This is a genomic window from Bartonella sp. M0192 (genome assembly GCF_016102305.1).
GTDB classification, from domain to species: Bacteria; Pseudomonadota; Alphaproteobacteria; order Rhizobiales; family Rhizobiaceae; genus Bartonella; species Bartonella apihabitans.
Map to the genome: position 1 here is coordinate 1,854,772 of NZ_JACFOU010000001.1, position 20,755 is coordinate 1,875,526.

General features: G+C 46.1%; 17 protein-coding genes. 1 reads left to right on the forward strand and 16 read right to left on the reverse strand.

Annotated elements, in window-relative coordinates; all coding sequences use genetic code 11:
* Positions 1–87: 87 nt before the first annotated feature.
* The 3 genes from H3S82_RS08105 to H3S82_RS08115 are packed head-to-tail and all read right to left on the reverse strand — an operon-like array spanning position 88 to position 2,526.
* A complete protein-coding gene (locus H3S82_RS08105; protein WP_198233213.1) occupies positions 88–876 on the reverse strand; it encodes an ATP12 family chaperone protein in 789 nt (262 codons plus the stop codon).
* Complete coding sequence (locus H3S82_RS08110) at positions 869–1,546, reverse strand: HAD-IA family hydrolase (protein WP_198233212.1); 678 nt, start codon at positions 1,544–1,546, stop codon at positions 869–871. Before H3S82_RS08110 ends, H3S82_RS08105 begins: the two co-directional genes overlap by 8 nt.
* Complete coding sequence (locus H3S82_RS08115; protein ID WP_077971789.1) at positions 1,543–2,526, reverse strand: RluA family pseudouridine synthase; 984 nt, start codon at positions 2,524–2,526, stop codon at positions 1,543–1,545. The genes H3S82_RS08110 and H3S82_RS08115 overlap by 4 nt, the downstream gene beginning before the upstream one ends.
* 210 nt (positions 2,527–2,736) lie before the next feature.
* On the opposite strand from H3S82_RS08115, the gene H3S82_RS08120 reads away from it, so the two are divergent.
* Entirely contained in the window at positions 2,737–4,566 is a 1,830-nt protein-coding gene (locus H3S82_RS08120) for a glucan ABC transporter ATP-binding protein/ permease (RefSeq protein WP_198233211.1), read from the forward strand.
* A 1,016-nt stretch (positions 4,567–5,582) separates the two neighbouring features.
* Here the strand turns inward: H3S82_RS08120 and alaS are convergent.
* The 13 genes from alaS to rpmD form a co-directional block, all read right to left on the reverse strand.
* Complete coding sequence (gene alaS, locus H3S82_RS08125) at positions 5,583–8,249, reverse strand: alanine--tRNA ligase (protein ID WP_198233210.1); 2,667 nt, start codon at positions 8,247–8,249, stop codon at positions 5,583–5,585.
* Between the two features lie 1,333 nt (positions 8,250–9,582).
* Complete coding sequence (recA, locus tag H3S82_RS08130) at positions 9,583–10,665, reverse strand: recombinase RecA (protein WP_077971797.1); 1,083 nt, start codon at positions 10,663–10,665, stop codon at positions 9,583–9,585.
* 216 nt (positions 10,666–10,881) lie between these two features.
* On the reverse strand, positions 10,882–11,553 hold the full coding sequence (locus H3S82_RS08135) for an OmpA family protein (RefSeq protein ID WP_077971798.1): 672 nt from the start codon (positions 11,551–11,553) through the stop codon (positions 10,882–10,884).
* Between the two features lie 111 nt (positions 11,554–11,664).
* Positions 11,665–12,945: a replication-associated recombination protein A gene (locus H3S82_RS08140; RefSeq protein ID WP_198233209.1), complete on the reverse strand. Its 1,281-nt coding sequence runs from the start codon at positions 12,943–12,945 to the stop codon at positions 11,665–11,667.
* A 47-nt stretch (positions 12,946–12,992) separates the two neighbouring features.
* On the reverse strand, positions 12,993–14,387 hold the full coding sequence (locus H3S82_RS08145) for a DegQ family serine endoprotease (protein ID WP_077971802.1): 1,395 nt from the start codon (positions 14,385–14,387) through the stop codon (positions 12,993–12,995).
* 886 nt (positions 14,388–15,273) lie between these two features.
* Positions 15,274–15,699, reverse strand: coding sequence for a 50S ribosomal protein L17 (gene rplQ, locus H3S82_RS08150; RefSeq protein WP_198224386.1), 426 nt, complete (start codon positions 15,697–15,699; stop codon positions 15,274–15,276).
* A 23-nt stretch (positions 15,700–15,722) separates the two neighbouring features.
* On the reverse strand, positions 15,723–16,736 hold the full coding sequence (locus H3S82_RS08155) for a DNA-directed RNA polymerase subunit alpha (protein ID WP_077971808.1): 1,014 nt from the start codon (positions 16,734–16,736) through the stop codon (positions 15,723–15,725).
* 93 nt (positions 16,737–16,829) lie between these two features.
* Positions 16,830–17,219: a 30S ribosomal protein S11 gene (gene rpsK, locus H3S82_RS08160; protein ID WP_075870499.1), complete on the reverse strand. Its 390-nt coding sequence runs from the start codon at positions 17,217–17,219 to the stop codon at positions 16,830–16,832.
* Positions 17,220–17,344: 125 nt separating this feature from the next.
* Positions 17,345–17,713: a 30S ribosomal protein S13 gene (gene rpsM / locus H3S82_RS08165; protein WP_075870498.1), complete on the reverse strand. Its 369-nt coding sequence runs from the start codon at positions 17,711–17,713 to the stop codon at positions 17,345–17,347.
* Between the two features lie 183 nt (positions 17,714–17,896).
* Entirely contained in the window at positions 17,897–18,475 is a 579-nt protein-coding gene (locus H3S82_RS08170; protein WP_077971810.1) for an adenylate kinase, read from the reverse strand.
* Positions 18,472–19,818 carry a preprotein translocase subunit SecY gene (secY, locus tag H3S82_RS08175; protein ID WP_078039655.1) on the reverse strand — a complete coding sequence of 449 codons (1,347 nt, stop codon included), beginning with the start codon at positions 19,816–19,818 and terminating at the stop codon, positions 18,472–18,474. Before secY ends, H3S82_RS08170 begins: the two co-directional genes overlap by 4 nt.
* 230 nt (positions 19,819–20,048) lie before the next feature.
* A complete protein-coding gene (gene rplO / locus H3S82_RS08180) occupies positions 20,049–20,516 on the reverse strand; it encodes a 50S ribosomal protein L15 (RefSeq protein WP_198224384.1) in 468 nt (155 codons plus the stop codon).
* 20 nt (positions 20,517–20,536) lie between these two features.
* Positions 20,537–20,743: a 50S ribosomal protein L30 gene (gene rpmD / locus H3S82_RS08185; RefSeq protein ID WP_077971819.1), complete on the reverse strand. Its 207-nt coding sequence runs from the start codon at positions 20,741–20,743 to the stop codon at positions 20,537–20,539.
* Positions 20,744–20,755 lie beyond the last annotated feature (12 nt).

Below are 20,755 nucleotides of genomic sequence, written 5' to 3' on the forward strand. Positions count from 1 at the left end.
CTTCACTCCTTGGTGATAAAAACTTGCTTGTTTAACCTAGCGTGTTTTTCCGGAGAAGCAATAAACCACCGGTCAAACTTTTGAAATTTACGGGTTTTCAATAGCAGCGATAACAGCAGCCGCCGCTTCATATTCAGCCTGATGATAGGCGCGCTTTTCCTTGGCTTCGGCATCTTCTCCCCAATGTTCGACGGTCCAGTCTTCGTCAAGATGGGCGATTTGCCAAGCCTCTGTCAGATTTATTTTACCTTTCCAGACCGCAAGTGCAATGAGCGCCGAACCACAAAGAGTGGTGATCGAATGCAATGCCGCCAGCACATAAGGAGACTCGATTGTTTGAAGAGCATCGCGTATAGCTGAAATTGAACTCTCGGGCTGTGTTACAAACATCACCCCTTCTGTCAGCATAAAACGCGCACCATAATTGTTGCGAATCCACTCAAGGATCGGGTCCCAATGATGGTGTTGTCTTTCAACCAACTCTTTTGGAGAATCCGCCCGATAAAACAACATATCATTGCCGACAAATTCCAGAATATCGTGCCGCACAACATCCACATTATCGATGACACCGTCGATGATCGAGTTGACGAGGCGGGTTATCGGCATTTTCGCCGGATCAATTGTCTTTTGTTGCGAATTGAATTCGTTTGCGACCATCTCGGCCAACGTTCTATTGGGCAAAACAAGTTTATGGCGCGCCGGCGTTTTGACTGTTTTGTCATCAAGAACAACAGCAAATTCCCCGCCTTCTTCCTTAACGGAAGCTTCTTTGTAAAACCGCTTTGGTAATTCGCGTTTCGAGAGAATCTGAGCCTGTTTCACCGGATCAGCTTTTTCAGCTTCGTCGTTCAGCTCTTGCAGCAATTCACGCATTGTTATCACTTTCAAAAATCGGAATTATGTCTTTTGGCTCTCTTACCAGTTTATCGGCACCTGCTTCTTTCAAAGCTTCCGGCGTATTATAGCCCCAGAAAACGCCGATCGCTTTGGCATGAGCAAGCTTCGCCATTTGCATATCGAAAATTGAATCCCCGATCACATAAGTATTTTCTGGAAACACGCCGGTTTGTTTACAACTTTCGATAACCATTGTGGGATCAGGCTTTGACGGGCATTCGTCTGCTGTTTTGATTGTAACAAAACAATGGAGCTTGTAGGCTTCGATTATTTTGTCAATTCCGAGCCTCGACTTGCCGGTGACGATGCCCAAAAGAACATCATCTTTATTTTCAAGCGCTGTCAACACTTCCGGAATTCCCGGAAAAAGCGGCTCGGTAAAAGAAATATCGCCTCTGTTTTTTGCGAAAATCTGTTTATAAGCTGTCACCATTTTAAGAATTTCATCATCAACAGGACGATCTAAAAGACGGGCAATTGCACGATCAAGCGATAGGCCGATGACCAATTTTGTCTCGTCAAGATCGGGTTCTTTATAAGAAAATTTTTCAAATACCTGAACCATTGCCCGTTGAATAGCAAAGACACTATCAACCAGCGTTCCATCACAATCAAAAAGTGCGAGGCGAAGCGGCTTGTCGGTCAATCTTGATCTCCGTCACTTTCATCGAATGCAAGAAGGTTGAAAGTTTGCACCATATGGGGCGGAAGAGGAGCTGTCACATCCAATATTCCTCCGGAAGGATTGGGGATTCTTATCCGGCGGGCATGGAGATGAAGTCGATTCTGGATACCGCCCGGCAGTTCCCAGTTCTGATCTGCATAAAAATATTTGGGGTCGCCAATAATCGGATGTCCAATATAGGCTGCATGAACACGTAATTGATGCGTGCGTCCTGTATAGGGTTCCATTTCAAGCCACGACAAAATCTGCCCGCGCGTGTCTATAACACGGTAATGCGAAACAGCATGATCGGAATCCGGTTCACCATGCGGGCATACCCGCATTTTATCGCCGTCAGGGGTCGATTCCTTAACAAGCCATGTCGAAATCTTGTCTTCGCGTTTTTTGGGAACACCTCTCACAATAGCCCAATAGGTCTTTTTGGTTTCACGGGCACGAAATGCTGCTGCCAAAGCCTGCGCTGCGGAGCGTGTTTTTGCAACAACCAGTACGCCTGACGTATCGCGATCAAGCCGATGGACAAGGCGTGGCTTTTCGCCTTTTTGATTACGCCAGGCTTCAAGCATGCCGTCGACATGGCGGGTAACACCCGAACCACCCTGAACAGCAAGACCGGCGGGCTTGTTAAACACATAAAGCTTCTTATCTTCATAAAGAAGCATTTGCTTTAAAACGTCACCGTCATCCTGCCCGCGAATAGTTTTGCCTGTAAGCGGCACGGCACCTTTTTCATCAACAGGGAGAGGCGGCACGCGCACCGATTGCCCGATTTGCAGTCTCGTATCAGACTTTACCCTGCCCCCTTCAACACGAATTTGCCCCGAACGCAAAAGTTTTTGCAGGTAGCCGAATCCCAGTCCCGGATAATGAGCCTTGAACCAGCGGTCAACGCGCATACCGTTTTCATCTTCATCAACTTTTTTTATTTCAACACCGGCCATCGTCATCTCCTTGGTGTTTTCTCTAGCATCATCGAACGACAATAGCGACATGATTTATCATTACGATCACACTCGGTTACATCCTGTTGTTAAAAGTGGTTTTGCTGATCGTAAATTGAACGGTAGCGCACCTTAAATAAACATTATAAAGAGTTGAACTGTTTTTCAAACGGACAACCACGGGGACAAGGTGTCATTGGAGGTATAAGCTTGTCGCTTTTTAAAACTTATACGCGCGCAGTCAGCTATTTGATGACAGAAAAGAAAACTGTCATCATCATTTGTGCAGCCAACATTGCCATGGCGGCAGTGCAGGTTTTTATACCGAAAATTTTCGGCTGGATTATTGATGAACTGTCTTTGACCGCGCAAGCAGTATCAAGCGGCACTGCCTTTTCGGCTGGTGATACATTCTCAGCCGTTATTCCTTATCTCGCATTGTGGACAGCTCTCGGTATGTTTTCCATTGTGGCAACCGTAATGGTCGATCGCGGTGCCGATCGTCTGGCACATCGCAGACGCTTGGGCGTATTGGCTGAATCCTACCAACGCATTATCAATATGCCGCTCGCATGGCACCAGAAAATCGGTACCTCCAACGCTCTTCACACCATGCTGAGGGCTTGCGAATCCATGTTCACGATGTGGCTTGAATTCATGCGCCAGCATCTCGCTTCAATGATTCAGCTTATAATTCTGTTGAGTGTCGCAATCTGGACAGACTACCGGCTATCCATCGTTCTGGTTTCGCTTGGCGTGATTTATATTATGATTGCCCGCCTCGTCATGACCAAGACCAAAACAGGTCAGGAGTCGGTTGAAAAATATCATCTTGCCTTATTCGAGCATGTGACAGATTCTATCTCCAACGTTTCCGTCGTTCAAAGCTACAACAGAGCAGACGAGGAAAGCGCACGCGTTAAACAGAATGCGCAAAACGTTCTGAAAGCCCAATATCCGGTTTTGAACTGGTGGGCCTTGGCTGCCGGCCTTAACCGTATGGCCTCGACAATTACAGTGATCGTCGTCATTGTTCTTGGTGCTTATCTCGTTTCCAAAGGTATTCTCAATATTGGTGACGTTGTCGCTTTTGTTTTCTTTTCGCAAATGATGATCGGTCAACTTGACCAGATCAGCAATTTCATCAACCTTATCGGTTCCAACCGTGCGAAACTCGACGCTTTTTATGACATGATGGATTCGACAATTGCCGCCGCCGAACCGGCGGGCCTTCCCTCATTGACAAACGTCAAAGGCGATATCCGTTTCGACCATGTCACGCACGAATTTTCGAACACTCTACAAGGTGTCTATGACATCTCTTTTGAAATCAAACCCGGCCAGACCGCCGCAATTGTCGGGCCTACCGGTGCGGGTAAAACAACACTGATCAATCTGTTACAACGTATCTATGATCCGGAAAGCGGCGTTATAACGATTGATGGTGTGGATACCAGAACAGTCAATCGTGCATCTCTTCGCCATGCCATGGCTACCGTGTTTCAGGATTCGGGTCTCTTTAACCGCACAATCAAAGAAAATATCAGCATCGGTCGTCCCGACGCCACAGATGAAGAGGTTTTCGAGGCTGCCAAGATTGCTGCAGCCAATGATTTCATTCGTGCAAAAACCAATGGCTATGACACACGGGTGGGCGAACGTGGGTCACTGCTTTCCGGTGGCGAACGGCAAAGACTTGCAATCGCCAGAGCAGTACTCAAAAACTCGCCTATTTTTGTGCTTGATGAAGCAACAAGTGCACTGGATGTCGAAACGGAAGCACGTGTCAAAGAAGCAATTGACACAGTAAGCCGCAATCGAACAACGATCATCATCGCCCACCGGCTTTCGACAGTGCGCAACGCGGATCTGGTATTGTTTATGGATCGCGGGCATATTGTCGAACAAGGAAGTTTCGATGAACTTGCCGAAAAAGGCGGTCGTTTCACAGCCCTCCTGAAAGCGGGTGGTTTAACAATAGACCATTCGCCCCATGCGCTTAATCATGACAACGCTGTTCAGGCTCAACAACCATCTTAACCCGACCGATTTAATGAACCAGAGCCTCGACTATAAAATCATTGCCGATGGTAAAGCTCAATGTTATCAGATTGGCCGGTTTCACTGTAAGATCGGGTAAATAACCTCCATATTGGCAACTTGCGGGGCAAGAAAACACTTGGCGTTTTCGAATAAAAAGAAATGGGTTGAACCGGAATAGAATAAACGCATGAGCGAAAAAGGCAAATTTCTTCAATAAATTTAATCCTGTTCCATTCACGAGAAGCCGCTATTGCCAACTCAACGTAACGGTGACGCCCAAAATACAGATTTTCCGTTCTTGCACTTTGTAACCCGCTTTCCATTTTTCAAGCGACATTAGCCGGCAATAAATAGCTGAAAACCCGATTTCACTCTGTGATGGCAGCAATATCCCGCCCATCAAAGGCCAGTAAGAAACCCCTCTGTTCAATTAGCGATACATTCATCCACTGTGGGAAGAGCCCTCTATCGGAAATAATCACCGGTGCATGAAAAATGGGGCTATTCAATCCCGCTATACGAACGGCACAAATGGCTATTCCAAATCTTCCATTTGATAGCGATGATCAAGCAAGATAAGTATGGACCTATTATCACTCATTGATCAAAGCCCGTCATGACCATTCGTTGCATTTCTCAACTTTGCAGATCACTTCTCACGAACGATCACCATCAGCCGGCAAAGTTTTAACTTTTGAAAATCCTGTTTAATTGTTCGCTAAAAACAAATTTATAGGTCTTGCCGCGCTTAAAGTATTCCCTTGAATAGGCCTAAAACCTCCCGTAGCGCCCTGCTCTCGAAAAACACGTGGCATTTCAAGATCGGCGCGCTATTACCTTCCAAAGTGAGCTTCCCGCACTCTCGCAATTTCACTAAAATGATATGAAGCCCAAAACCGGAAGCAGCGTCAAACTTCTCTACGGCCTTGATGGAATGACTGCAGAGAAGAACGATAAAATCGTAAGCCCATAAGACAATAAAAAAGCGGGCTAGTGCCCGCTCTTTATAGCAATTATTTCTGTAATTTTTGTCTCAAGGCTTTCATGGCATCATCTGCTTTGTTGCCATCCGGTCCTCCGGCTTGGGCCATATCAGGACGACCGCCACCGCCTTTGCCGCCCAGAACTTCGGACAATGCCTTGACGAGTTCGACAGCATTGAACCGTTTTGTCAAATCGTCGGTAACACCGACGACGGCACTCGCCTTGCCATCTTCCGAAACACCGATAAAGGCAACAACACCGCTACCGATCTTGTTTTTACCGGCATCGGCAAGTGGCTTCAAATCCTTTGGCGCGATACCATGAACTACACGTCCCATAAAGGCTAGTCCGTCTATCTGTTCGATATCGGCTTCGCCGTGATCATTTGCACCACCGGACAAGGCCAATTGCTTTCTCGCTTCATTCAACTCTTTTTCGAGCTTGCGACGTTCTTCGACAAGCACATGAACACGTTCCAATGCTTCCTGAGGCGTTGTCTTCAATGCATTGGCAATTTCGTGAACACGTTGATCTTGTCCGTCAAGATAGTGGCGGGCGGCATCGCCTGTCAGTGCTTCAATACGGCGAACACCGGCAGCAACTGCGCTTTCGGAGACAATCCGGATTAGCCCGATATCACCTGTCCGTTTGACGTGGGTACCACCGCAAAGTTCAAGCGACCAGGCGCGGTTTCCAACTTTTGTCGGGTCAACCCGTTGCCCCATAGAAACAACACGAACCTCGTCACCATATTTTTCGCCGAACAAGGCCATTGCACCTTCGGCAATAGCATCGTCAACGCTCATAAGACGGGTTGTAACAGGGCTGTTTTGCAAAACAATTTCATTTGCCAAATCTTCAACCTGTTTGATTTCTTCCGCTGTCATCGGTTTCGGATGCGAGAAGTCAAAACGCAGGCGTTCCGGTGTTACCAACGACCCTTTCTGGGCAACATGGGTACCCAATGTTTCGCGTAAAGCCTCGTGTAAAAGGTGGGTTGCCGAGTGGTTGGCGCGGATTTTACGACGCCGTTTTTGGTCTACATCAAGCTCGACAACATCGCCGGTCTTGATCGAACCGTTTTTGGCAACACCGATATGGACAAAAACACCATTTGCCTTTTTCTGTGTGTCTGTGACGTTGAAGGAGAACTTTTCGCCGGCAATTACGCCGGTATCGCCCACCTGACCACCGGATTCACCGTAAAAAGGTGTCTGATTGACGATCAATGCGCCTTCTTCACCTTCCTTCAGACCATCGACAATTTTGCCATCTTTCACAATTGCAGTAATCACTGCTTCGGCTTTTTCTGTCTCATAGCCAAGAAATTCGGTGGAACCGACGCGATCGCGAACGGCAAACCAGACGGTTTCGGTTGCCTCTTCTCCGGAACCCGCCCAATTGGCACGGGCTTCGGCTTTCTGGCGTTCCATTGCCTTGTCAAAAGCTTCGACATCAACCGTTATATTGCGGCGACGAAGCGCATCCTGAGTAAGATCAAGCGGGAAACCATAGGTATCATAAAGTTTGAAGGCTGTTTCACCATCAAGATGATCGCCCGATTTCAGATTGTGGCTTGCCTCGTTCAAAAGGGTAAGACCGCGTTCCAAAGTCTTGCGGAAGCGTGTTTCTTCCAGACGCAAGGTTTCCGAAATCAGCGCTTCTGCGCGGATAAGCTCGGGATAGGCTTGTCCCATTTCGCGTATCAAAGTCGGCAACAGGCGCCACATCAATGGTTCCTTGGCTCCAAGCAGCTCGGCATGACGCATGGCGCGACGCATAATGCGGCGCAATACATAACCACGCCCTTCATTGGAAGGCAAAACGCCATCAGCAATCAAAAAGGCAGATGAACGAAGGTGATCGGCTATCACACGGTGACTTGCAACAAATTCTCCCTCGGCCTTGACGCCGGTTGCCTCTTCGGAAGCGCGGATCAATGTCTTGAAGAGGTCGATGTCGTAATTATCATGAACACCTTGCAAAACAGCGGCAATACGTTCAAGCCCCATGCCCGTGTCAATAGATGGGCGCGGAAGATCATTACGCTGGTCCTTTGTAACCTGATCATATTGCATGAAAACAAGGTTCCAGATTTCAATGTAACGATCGCCATCTTCCTCGGCGCTTCCCGGCACGCCGCCCCAGATTTTATCACCATGATCATAGAAAATTTCCGAACATGGCCCGCAAGGACCGGTGTCGCCCATCGCCCAGAAATTGTCGCTGGTTGAAATCCGGATAATTTTATCGTCAGTGAGACCAGCTATCTTTTTCCATAGCTCGGCTGCGGCATCATCCTCATGATAGACGGTGACAAGCAGCTTTTCTTTCGGCAGACCGAATTCTTTGGTCAGTAAATTCCAGGCAAAATAAATGGCCTGTTCTTTGAAATAATCACCAAAAGAGAAGTTGCCAAGCATCTCGAAAAAGGTGTGGTGGCGCGCTGTGTAGCCTACATTGTCAAGATCGTTGTGCTTCCCCCCGGCGCGAACACATTTTTGTGCTGTGGTTGCCCTTTTATAGGGGCGTTGTTCAAGGCCGGTAAACACATTCTTGAACTGTACCATTCCCGCATTGGTAAACATCAAGGTTGGGTCATTTCTCGGAACCAGAGGACTGGACGGGACAATTTCATGTCCGTTTCTATGAAAATAATCCAGAAATGTTGACCGGATCTCGTTAACACTATTCATCACTGACACCTGTATTCGCCGCAGAGCTTATTCTCGCCCGCCCGATTTTAAAAAATATATTGACTGCCTTTTAGAGCATATTCTCTAATCTGAAAACCACTTTTTCACGCCAATCCCGCATTGTGAATTCTATATCCGGTGCTTTTCGGTTCGAGCAAAGTAGATCAACAGAAAACATTTGAAACATATGCCGCGAGCTTAAAAAAATCGCGCTTATTCAAACATTATCACGAAGACTTTAATGGGCGATAGCGAAAGCAACTTCTGATGAACACATTTTATCCGCTTAAATTCAATGGCTATCCATTGTCCGGTTTTTGGTCAGGGCCGCTCTATCACAAATTCTCAAATTACATAAATCCTTGTGGGAATCTGTTACCCAAATATCCTCGATGAATTGCGTGAGAGGGAATTTTTTGAATTACGGCTACATTTCGTTGTGTTAAACCCGTTTTTCTTCAATTTTCTACCGCAAATCCGATCTTGTTCCTCCCAATTATTCAATCCCGAAATCAAAAGTGAACAACATCCGATAAACTCCAATCTGCAATTTATTGAATTACCTCCAGCAATCGGTCAAATGCCCAATTCGGAGAATGACAATTCACAAAATTTGAACATGGCTCATTATTCCGCAATAATTGCATGAGATACCAAGGCCACAACAATTTTTAGCAATAATGAATAATAAAGTTCATTAGACCGAACTTTTATCCGTTCAATTTGTTTTCCAGAAGCGCCTGATCAAAAAGCTGTTAAAAAGCGAACACCTCGCGCTAATAACGACAAAACTCCGGACACTTCGTTCATGTGAAAGTACAACACGCCGTACTAAGAGCCATACATAGAATTTTAAGGAATTCTGGGGATTTTTGAGGAATTTTAAGAACTCTTGTGGAATGACGACAGAAGAATCTTCATGAAAAACTGTGTAGTCACGCACAACCACTGCAAAGCGAATATGATTTCGACAGAACAAAGCCGTTTCACTCCGACATAGACACATATCCTGCTAGCATTTTCCCTGAGGTTTTATTCCTGCCGTTTTTTCCCAGTAGGTTTTTCCTGTCGCTTTTCTGCTGCCTTTATTAGTTAGCCCTCACAATTCAAATTCTATCGAACGACGTTTATATTCAATGCCGTTGGAATTATACATAATCGCTATCATAATTATCTAAAATAAAAGGGCGGAAGCCCTGCGGCTAACGCCCCTTATTCAATCATGAACCGGATTTCGAAATCGTAATTCCTTAAACGTTTTCACGTTGGTATGGACAAAATTTCGAGCCGGAAATCTTCCTAACCTATCTTAGCCGGTTTCGATGAAAACGGATCACCCCGCTGCACTTTCATCATCGGCTTCCGGGCCACCGTTTTCCAGTAGTTCCGTTGCGATTAAACCTGCATTCTGGCGCAAGGCAGCCTCGATCTCTTCGGCAACTTCCTTATTGTCACGCAAAAACTGTTTGGCATTTTCGCGCCCCTGCCCCAAACGCTGGGAATTATAAGAAAACCATGCGCCGGATTTTTCAACAATGCCGACTTTTACACCAAGATCAATAAGTTCTCCTAACTTGGAAATTCCCTCGCCATACATAATATCAAATTCTACCTGCTTGAACGGAGGGGCAAGCTTGTTTTTGACGACTTTGACACGAGTCTGGTTTCCTACAACTTCATCACGATCTTTGATCGAACCGATACGACGAATGTCAAGACGAACCGAAGCATAAAACTTCAAAGCATTACCGCCAGTCGTCGTTTCCGGAGAACCAAACATGACGCCAATTTTCATCCGGATCTGGTTGATAAAGATAACCATGCAATTCGAACGGGAGATTGAAGCTGTTAATTTGCGAAGAGCCTGACTCATCAAACGAGCTTGCAGACCGGGAAGTGAATCTCCCATCTCTCCTTCTATTTCAGCGCGCGGCGTAAGAGCTGCAACAGAGTCAACAACCAGAACGTCAACAGCACCCGAGCGGACCAATGTGTCGGTAATTTCCAAAGCTTGTTCGCCTGTATCAGGCTGCGAAATGAGAAGATTTTCAACATCGACACCAAGCTTGCGGGCATAAACCGGATCAAGAGCATGTTCGGCGTCAATAAACGCACAAATACCACCGCGCTTTTGCGCTTCGGCAATTGTATGAAGCGCCAAAGTTGTTTTACCGGAACTTTCAGGCCCATAAATTTCTACGATACGCCCTTTGGGAAGGCCACCTACACCAAGCGCGATATCCAGCGATAAAGAACCTGTCGGAATTGTTTCGATCTCGACAATGTGCTTATTATCGCCAAGGCGCATAATAGAGCCTTTGCCAAATGAACGTTCAATCTGGGATAGTGCGGCATCCAGAGCTTTCGATTTATCCACTGTTTTGTCCTCAACGAGTCGCAATGTATTCTGTGACATCTTACACTAACCTTTTCTAATATATGAAGCCAGAGCATGCACTTAATTATAATGTTTTTGTACACTATTTGTTCTCATTTGGCAAGTAGCTTAATATCTTGTTTTTATTGAATTAATTATTTTTGTTCTAATAATGTTCTCTTAAAGAAAATAAACTGGGTAAAAAGAAAACCGCCGTTTGTGCGGCGGTTTCAAAAAGTTAGCTGATCGGGAAAATCAATAACCGTCCTGACGCAAAGGAGCAATCTGGATTTCTACACGACGGTTTTGCGAGCGCCCTTCGACTGTATCATTTGAAGCAATCGGATTGGAAGGTCCGTATCCCTGAACAGCCAGACGCCGCCCATCAATACCTTGACTATTAAGATAATTTGCAACCGAAAGTGCGCGTCGTTGCGACAAGTCCTGATTGTGCTGGAGACTGCCGGTCGAATCTGTAAAACCAAAAACATCAACCAGAGATTTGTTATATTTTTTCAATACAATGGCAACAGAATTCAACACCGGATAGAACTGCCCTTTGACTGAATCCTGATCGGTATTGAAAGTGATATTGCCCGGCATATTGAGCCGTATCTGATCACCAACACGGGTAACAGATACGCCAGTGCCCTGCAATTGTTGACGAAGTTCGGCTTCCTGCCGGTCCATATAATTTCCTATGAGTCCACCGCCAAGCGCACCAACGCCGGCACCGATCAGAACAGCATTTCTTTGCGCGTGGCTCGATCCGCCGACCATCAAACCACCAAGAGCACCAGCGACAGCACCAATTGTTGCGCCGGTTGCCGTTTTAGATACCTGACTTTCGCCGGTATAGGGATTTGTCGTTTCACATGCGGTCAAAAAACTGGCAGATAGAAAAAGAATGCCCAACTTTTTCAACATAGTTTGTAATCTCCGTTTTGAGTAGATTCGCGTAAATCTCCTGTCGGAGATTATAGAGGTGGCTTACCGGATTTCACTAGATGAATTCAATTTTTATCCGTTAATACCATATTAATTTTCTTTGTTCCGTTCTTTACGTAGTCTTTCCCACCATTCCAAGCGCTTTTTTATTTCACGCTCGAACCCCCGTTCCGGCGGGTCATAATAATGTTGACGCCCCATTTTTTCAGGAAAATATTCCTGACCTGAAAATGCATCCGGCTCGTCATGATCATAACGATAGCCTTCACTGTAACCTTCCTGCTTCATTAATTTTGTAGGAGCATTAAGGATATATTTTGGCGGCATTAAGGAGCCGTTTTCGCGAGCCGACCGCATTGCCTTCTTAAAAGCGGTATAGCCGGCATTGGATTTCGGCGCCGTTGCAAGATAAATACAGGCTTGAGCAAACGCAAGTTCGCCTTCAGGAGATCCCAGATAGTCATAGGCATCTTTTGCAGCATTGGCGATGACCAATGCCTGTGGATCCGCAAGTCCGATATCTTCAATCGCCATCCGCACAAGCCGCCTGCCAATATAATGCGGATTTTCTCCTGCATCCAGCATACGCGAAAGATAATAAAGCGCCGCATCGGGATCGGAACCTCGAACCGATTTATGAAGAGCCGAAATCAGATTATAATGTCCGTCTTGGCCTTTGTCGTATATAGCAGCTCTTTGCTGGACGATATTTTGCAGTTCTTTCTCGTCAAAAACTTCATTCGACCGCGCTGCACGCCACAATTCTTCTGCCATGGTCAACACGGCACGCCCATCGCCATCCGCCATATGCACCAGCATTTCCCGTGCGCGCTCGTCAACGGGTAATGTTTTACCCTCGATTTTTTCGGCTCTTTTAAGAATTGTTGCCAGACTTTCTTCATCAAGCGGATAAAAAGTGAGAACGCGTGCACGCGAAAGCAAAGCAGCATTGAGTTCGAATGATGGATTTTCAGTCGTTGCACCGACAAGTATGACTGTCCCGTCTTCCATAACCGGCAAAAAACTGTCTTGTTGAGCACGATTGAAGCGATGGATTTCATCAACAAAAAGTAATGTTTGCCTGCCAGACATACGTCTTGCACGGGCACTCTCGAACACTTTTTTAAGTTCGCCAACGCCTGAAAAAATAGCCGAGATCTGTTCAAAAGCCAATTTTGTCTCGTTTGCGAGAAGACGTGCCACGGTTGTTTTTCCGGTTCCTGGAGGCCCCCAAAAGATCATTGACCCCATTGACCCCGATGCGATCATTCTGGTTAACACACCTTCCGGCCCTGTGAGATGGTCCTGACCAATAACTTCCGATAGCTGTTGCGGCCGCATTCTTTCCGCAAGCGGCCTGGTTTTATCCATGTCGGAATCAGTAGAGGATGTAAAAAGGTCGTTAGTCACCTGTCACCTCAACGCACAAATTGACGAACCAACATGCCATTGCGCTCGAATTCGAGTTGCCAGATACGCGGATTACCTTTTGAGAGTACCTTCTTCAGATCGTCAACTGTCTTGATGTCCTTGCCATTGAGACCATGGATAATGTCACCACGCTGAAAGATACCTGCCGCATTGCTATTGTCGTCGACATTATTGATTACAACGCCTACTGTGTCTGGCGCTACATGAAACCGGCGTGCATTCATTGGCGTCAAATTCATAACTTCGGCACCGGCAAAAGGAGTATTTCCTGTCAATTTTTCCGGACGTGAAACCTCGTTTTCGGGAACTGAAGTGAGAGAAATAGAGGTGTTTCCGGTCTCACCATTTCTCAGATACTCAATATCAAGCGTATGACCGATCCCCGTTGTCATCAGTCGATAACCAAGGCTGTCCGGATTATCAATACGCACATTTTGCGCCTTCAAAATGACATCACCGATTTTAAGACCGGCTTTTTCAGCGGGGCTTCCTTTTGTAACATCGGTAATAATGGCGCCATAAGGCTGAGCCATTCCCAGCCCTTCGGCAACATCTGCTGTTACATTTTGAAAAGAGGCGCCAATATAGGGAGGTTCGAATGTCTGCTCTCCTCTTTTTACCGCATCAAGAACGGTTTTTACAAGATTTGCCGGAATTGCAAAACCAATTCCGACCGAACCACCCGACTGCGAATAGATGGCCGTGTTGATACCGATGAGCTCACCCCGCATATCAATCAATGCACCACCAGAATTGCCGGGATTGATCGGGGCATCTGTCTGGATAAAAAAGTCGAAATCGGAAATACCGACACGTGTACGGGCTTGTGCTGAAACAATACCGCTGGTAACGGTCTGCCCCACGCCGAACGGATCACCTATTGCAAGCACGAGATCGCCAACTTCGACTTCATCCGAGTCGCCCAAAGGCAAGACCGGAAAGGGAGTTCCCTTCGGAGTGATTTTCAGAACTGCTATATCTGTCGCCTCGTCTTTCAGCATCACTTTGCTTTCAAATTCACGTCCATCGGACAAAGCGACTTTGATTTCGTCGGCGTCACGAATAACATGATAATTCGTCACTATAAGCCCGCTTTGATCAACAATAACTCCGGAACCGAGCGACGATTGCTTGCGTGATGGTGCGTTTTGTAACGATTGCCCGAAAAATTGTTCGAAAAATGGATCATTGGCAAAAGGTGAACGGGCACGAACGATTCTTGCCGCGTAAACGTTGACGACAGACGGCGCTGTCTTCTTAACCAGAGGCGCAAAGCTCAATTTGATTTCGGCTTGTGACTGCGGAACTTCTGCAAAGCTTGCTTGAGGTAAAAGGGCTGTCAATAAGCTGAAAAGAACAATGGCCTTGAAAATGGGTTTCATTCTTATTTCCTTACAAAAGACTTTATTCTTGTAACGGTTCGGGCAGTTTTCAATCTATAAGCGTTTCATCAAAAGAAACGATCCTTATTCGACAGCCTTCAACAGATTCTCATTCTATTTATGATTTTGTCAAAAGAACGAAATTGAATTGATTTTAGTATGTTGTTGTCAGTAGTTACGAGTCTCGGTGCACTCTCAAAACCCGTTGATATTATCATCAATAGGCTCACCAACTCCGGCATTCCTTTTCTTGTCATCTGACAATTATAAAAACTTCGCATAACATATGTAAAGCTCGCAAAATATTGAGTGTTCTATGACATTGTCCTTCGGAAGCTTTCATTCGCCCAATTATCATCTATTTATATCCGATTATCTCCCTCCGCCCGACCACATTCATGTCTTTCACGTAAAACGTTCCTATTGATAAGACATCTCAAGAAAACAATAGTAAAATAAGTGGCGAGCTGATCCGGATTTTCAGGCAACTTTTAATGGAATTAGCTATTCAACGGGAAGGCAATTTTGTGAAACGAACGCCATTCATTTTCAATCCATTATAAATGGCTCAACAATGCGTGTCTCTTCTTCAATTATGAAGCAGGCTCATGGCAAGTCGATAGTCAATGTCCAATAATCATTCATCATCAAGCACTGCGGTAATTCAACTACCAAACGAGACCCGTTTTCGCCGAGCGACAATCCCGCACACTGTCATCACCAGAAATTTTAAAACGCCAATGAATTTCCGGTTATAAGTAGAAACAACCGAAATCGGCCTCAAACGTGACATTTCCGATTTCAACGAATAAACTGCCAAAAAAACAAAAAACCCGCCAAACAAGCGGGTTTTTTAACATTAATCATTTTTTCAAATGATAGCCAATCAAGCGGCTTCTGATTCCTTGGCAGCAGCTTCTACACGTGCTTTATCTGCTGCACCTTTGGCATTGACGTCGCGTTCAACAAATTCCACAACAGCCAGAGGAGCATTGTCACCGGCACGGAAACCGGCTTTCATAATACGTAGATAACCGCCATTACGTGTAGCGTAGCGCGGTGCCAATGTATCAAACAATTTTGCTACCTGTTTTGCATCGCGAATCGCAGAAATGGCTTGCCGGCGTGCATGAAGACCTCCACGCTTGCCTAATGTTACCAACTTTTCAACGATTGGACGAATTTCTTTTGCCTTTGGAAGCGTCGTCACGATCTGCTCATGCTCGATCAGTGACGTTGCCATATTGGCAAACATCGCCTTACGGTGACTAGCAGTGCGGTTCAGCTTGCGGCCTGACTTACCATGGCGCATGAGCCTTCTCCTTAATTTTTAACTCAGTATTGATCTTCATAACGTTTTGCGAGGTCGTCGATATTTTCAGGCGGCCAAGCGGGGATTTCCATACCAAGATGAAGCCCCATAGATGCAAGAACTTCCTTGATTTCATTGAGCGACTTACGACCAAAATTAGGAGTACGCAGCATCTCTGCTTCCGTTTTCTGGATAAGGTCGCCAATATAAACGATATTGTCATTTTTAAGACAATTGGCAGAACGAACTGAAAGTTCCAGCTCATCCACCTTCTTGAGCAAGGCCGGATTGAATGCAAGTTCGGAGACCTGCTCTTGCGGAGCCTCTTTCTGGGGTTCCTCGAAATTGACGAATACCGAAAGTTGGTCCTGTAAAATACGAGCAGCAAAAGCAACAGCATCTTCTGCCGTAACCGCACCGTTCGTTTCAACCGTCAGGATCAATTTGTCGTAGTCAAGAACCTGACCTTCACGGGTATTCTCGATCTTATAAGAAACCTTGCGAATTGGCGAATAAAGGCTATCAACCGGAATAAGCCCGATTGGAGCATCTTCATTACGGTTGCGATCTGCCGGGACATAGCCCTTACCCGAATTCACTGTAAATTCCATACGGATTTCTGCGCCCTGATCGAGCGTGCAGATAACATGTTCCGGATTGAGGATTTCAACATCGCCTACCGTCTGGATATCACCGGCTGTGACGACACCCGGCCCTTCTTTACGGACGACCATGCGTTTTGGTCCCTCACCTTCCATGCGGATGGCAATCTCTTTGATATTCAAAATAATATCAGTGACATCTTCCCGCACGCCCGGTATTGACGAAAATTCATGCAACACACCGTCGATCTGTACAGCTGTGATAGCCGCACCCCGCAAAGAAGACAGTAATACACGCCGTAAAGCGTTACCTAATGTTAAACCAAAGCCGCGCTCCAACGGTTCGGCAATTACAATAGCTTTATTTGAACCACCTTGCGTTTGAAACTCGACTTTATTAGGCTTAATCAGTTCCTGCCAGTTTTTCTGGATCATATTCCTATTCCTGTCCTTTACTTCCGTCACCATTCAGCCGTGACGGCCAGCTTGAACGCCAGAGCAGCGCCCTGACACCGAAAAACAACCGGATTAAACGCGGCGTTTCTTACGCGGACGGCAACCATTATGCGGAATGGGTGTCACATCACGAATAGATGTAATAATAAAACCTGCAGCTTGAAGAGCCCGTAAAGCTGATTCCCGACCTGAACCAGGACCGCAAACTTCTACTTCCAGCGACCGCATCCCGTGATCCTGTGCTTTTTTTGCACAATCCTCTGCAGCAACCTGAGCAGCAAAAGGTGTCGATTTACGCGAACCTTTGAACCCCTGAGCACCGGCAGACGACCAGGAAATCGTGTTTCCCTGAGCATCGGTGATCGTGATGAGCGTATTATTGAATGTCGAATTAACATGGGCTACGCCCGATGAAATGTTTTTACGTTCGCGACGGCGAATACGTGTAGGCTCTTTGGCCATAATTTTCCTTTCACTGATCTCTGCACCGCCGTAGTTCCAGCGGCTACACCTTATTTGCTACCACTTGCATTTTTGGTAACCTTTTACGACCAACCTGCAAGTGAAGCGAATTCATGTATTGCTAATTATTTCTTTTTACCGGCAATTGCCCGTGCCGGGCCTTTACGGGTACGTGCGTTGGTATGGGTACGTTGACCGCGAACCGGCAACGAACGGCGGTGACGCAAGCCACGATAGCAACCAAGATCCATAAGACGCTTGATATTCATCGAGACTTCACGACGAAGATCACCTTCCACCTGATAATCGTGATCGATAGCTTCACGGATTTGAAGAACTTCAGCATCCGAAAGTTCACTCACACGGCGCTCAGCAGGAATACCGACCTTATCAACGATTTCTTTAGCAAATTTCGGTCCAATCCCATGAATATACTGAAGAGCGATAATAACGCGTTTATTCGTAGGGATGTTGACGCCAGCAATACGAGCCACGCCTGTTCTCCTTAAATTAAATTTCAACCATTTGTGCAGTAGTCATGAAACAACTAAAACACAAAACGACCAGAACCGCACACAAAGCCGATTCCAATCATCTCTCAAAAAAATGAAATTGTGCTGTCTTTGACGGATTTCACCGCAAAAGTCAACTCCCTTTCACATATATGATGAACTGTTTCAGTGAAGTATCTTTTCAATCGCTGATGTGACTTCTTTTACAGGAGCCATGCCGTCAATTTTCTTCAACAGTCCGGTCTTTGCATAAAACTGCGATAATGGTGCAGTTTTTTCGCTATATTCGACAAGCCGTTTGGCAAAAGCTTCGGGGTTATCGTCCGAACGGACTTTTCCACCTGCAGCAATGGTTTCCGCCACACGGGTTTTCATACGGTCAACGAGTGCATTCTGATCAACTACGAGTTCAATCACTGCATCAAGCTTTGTATGTTTGCTCGACAAAATTGTTTGTAATGCTTCCGCCTGCCCTACTGTGCGAGGATAGCCGTCGAGAATAAACCCCTTTTTGCAGTCGGGCTCGTCAATCCGGTCAGACACTATCTGGTTGACGATTTCATCAGAAACCAGTCCACCAGCATCCATAATCGACTTGGCTTTTTTGCCAATCTCGGTTCCGGCAGCAACAGCAGAGCGCAACATATCGCCCGTCGACAATTGCGGAATACCGTATTTCTCGGTTAGTATTTTTGCCTGAGTACCTTTACCGGCACCGGGCGGTCCTAAAAAAATCAGTTTCATCTATTTCTTTTCCCGCTCCTGAGTTTTGATTTCTTAAGTAACCCCTCATATTGATGGGCAACAAGGTGACCTTGAATCTGGGCAATCGTGTCAAGTGTTACAGTTACAACGATCAAAAGCGACGTACCACCAAGATAGAACGGAACATGTAGCGTCGACATTAAAAATTCCGGCAAAAGACAAACAAGAATAATATAGATAGCCCCGACAACGGTAATACGTGTAAGCACATAATCGATATATTGCGCTGTCCGTTCACCAGGTCTTATTCCGGGAATAAAACCGGAATGCTTTTTCAACTGATCGGCTGTGTCTTTCGGATTAAAGACAATAGCGGTATAGAAAAAACAGAAGAAAGCCATAAGCCCCGCATAAACAACCATATAAAGCGGTTGCCCGTGACTTAACGAAAACGAAATCGTTTGCAGCCAATGCGGCATATTCTGTGAAAAATTATTGACCGTTGCAGGCAACATCAAAAGTGACGATGCAAAAATCGGAGGAATGACACCGGCTGTGTTAAGCTTCAGCGGCAAATTCGATGTATCGCCTTTGAACATCCGGTTACCCATCTGGCGATTGGGGTACTGAATAATGATCCGCCGTTGAGCGCGCTCCACAAAAACGATAACAGCAATAACTGCAATACAAATAACAATGATAAGAAGCAGCATAAATGTGGAAAGATCGGCTTGCGCATGCGCTGTCAAAAGCTGTGCAATCGCGGACGGGAGATTTGCAACAATACCTGCAAAAATAATGAGTGATATGCCATTACCAATTCCGCGAGAGGTTATCTGCTCACCCAGCCACATCAAAAATATCGTACCACCGGTCAGCGTAATCACGGCAGTGATTCTGAACATCATTCCGGGCTCGCTAACAATCTGCAAGCCCGTCCCCATTCCACTCTCAAGCGCAATGGCAATTCCGTAGGCTTGAATGAGTGCCAGAAAAACAGTCCCGTAACGCGTATATTGATTGATGATCTTTCGTCCTGTCTCGCCTTCTTTCTTCAAGGCTTCGAGCGAAGGGATAACGGAGGTCATCAACTGCACGATAATAGATGCAGAGATATAAGGCATGATACCGAGAGCAAAAATTGCCATACGACCGACAGCGCCACCGGCAAACATATTGAACAGACCCAAAACGCCAGAAGAATGTTGGGCGAATGTCTGTCTCAATGCATCAACATTGATTCCCGGCATAGGAATATAAGTACCAAAACGGTAGACAAGCAATGCACCCAAAGTAAACCAGATACGTTTCTTCAGTTCGGTAGCGCGTGAAAAGGCGCCAAAATTAAGATTGGAAGCCAGTTGTTCTGCGGCAGATGCCATAAAATCTCTCCGGTTTTAATTCACGGCAAAACACCATGAAAATCAACACATGCTTTACCCCCCTGCGCAAAAAAACGCAAAGAGAAACAATGTTCGTTAAACCTATTTTAACTCACAGACGTTTTGCCTGATAAAAATAGTTTTTGCAATAACAATCATGCATATAAAAAAGGTCTGGAATGAATGCTTACCACATCACACCAGACCGACATATGTTTCAAGAAATTGCTTTATTCGGCGGCAGCTTGAATATTAACAACGCCACCGGCTTTGCTAACTTTCTCGATTGCTGCTTTTGAAGCACCAGCAATATCCAAGGTTACTTTGGCTTTCAATTCGCCATCCGACAAAAGACGGACACCATCTTTTTCACGACGAATGACACCGGCAGCCTTCAACACAGCCACATTTACAGGCTTTGAAGCATCGATTTTACCGGCATCAATAGCAGCCTGCAAACGCCCGACCGATATTTCATTGAAGCTTTTTGCAAACAGATTATTGAAACCACGCTTCGGCAAACGGCGATAAACAGGCATTTGCCCGCCTTCGAAACCGTTAATAGCAACACCCGAGCGTGCCTTCTGACCTTTTACACCGCGACCGGCCGTTTTTCCCATGCCGGAACCGATGCCGCGCCCAACTCTTTTACGATTCTTTGTAGCGCCTTCCTGATCGCGCAGTTGATTGAGTTTCATGTTCTTTACTCCTACAATCCTCAGCCTTCATCCACAATACGGACGAGATGCTCTACTTTTGCAATCATACCACGCACTGCAGGTGTATCGTTCAAAGTGCTGCGGCGATGCAACTTGTTAAGCCCTAGCCCTTTCAACGTGGCACGTTGAACTTGCGGGCGACGAATTGGACTGCCGATTTGTTCAACAGTTACCTTCTTGCCACTATGGGTTTTTTTCCCAACCATTTTCAAATTCCT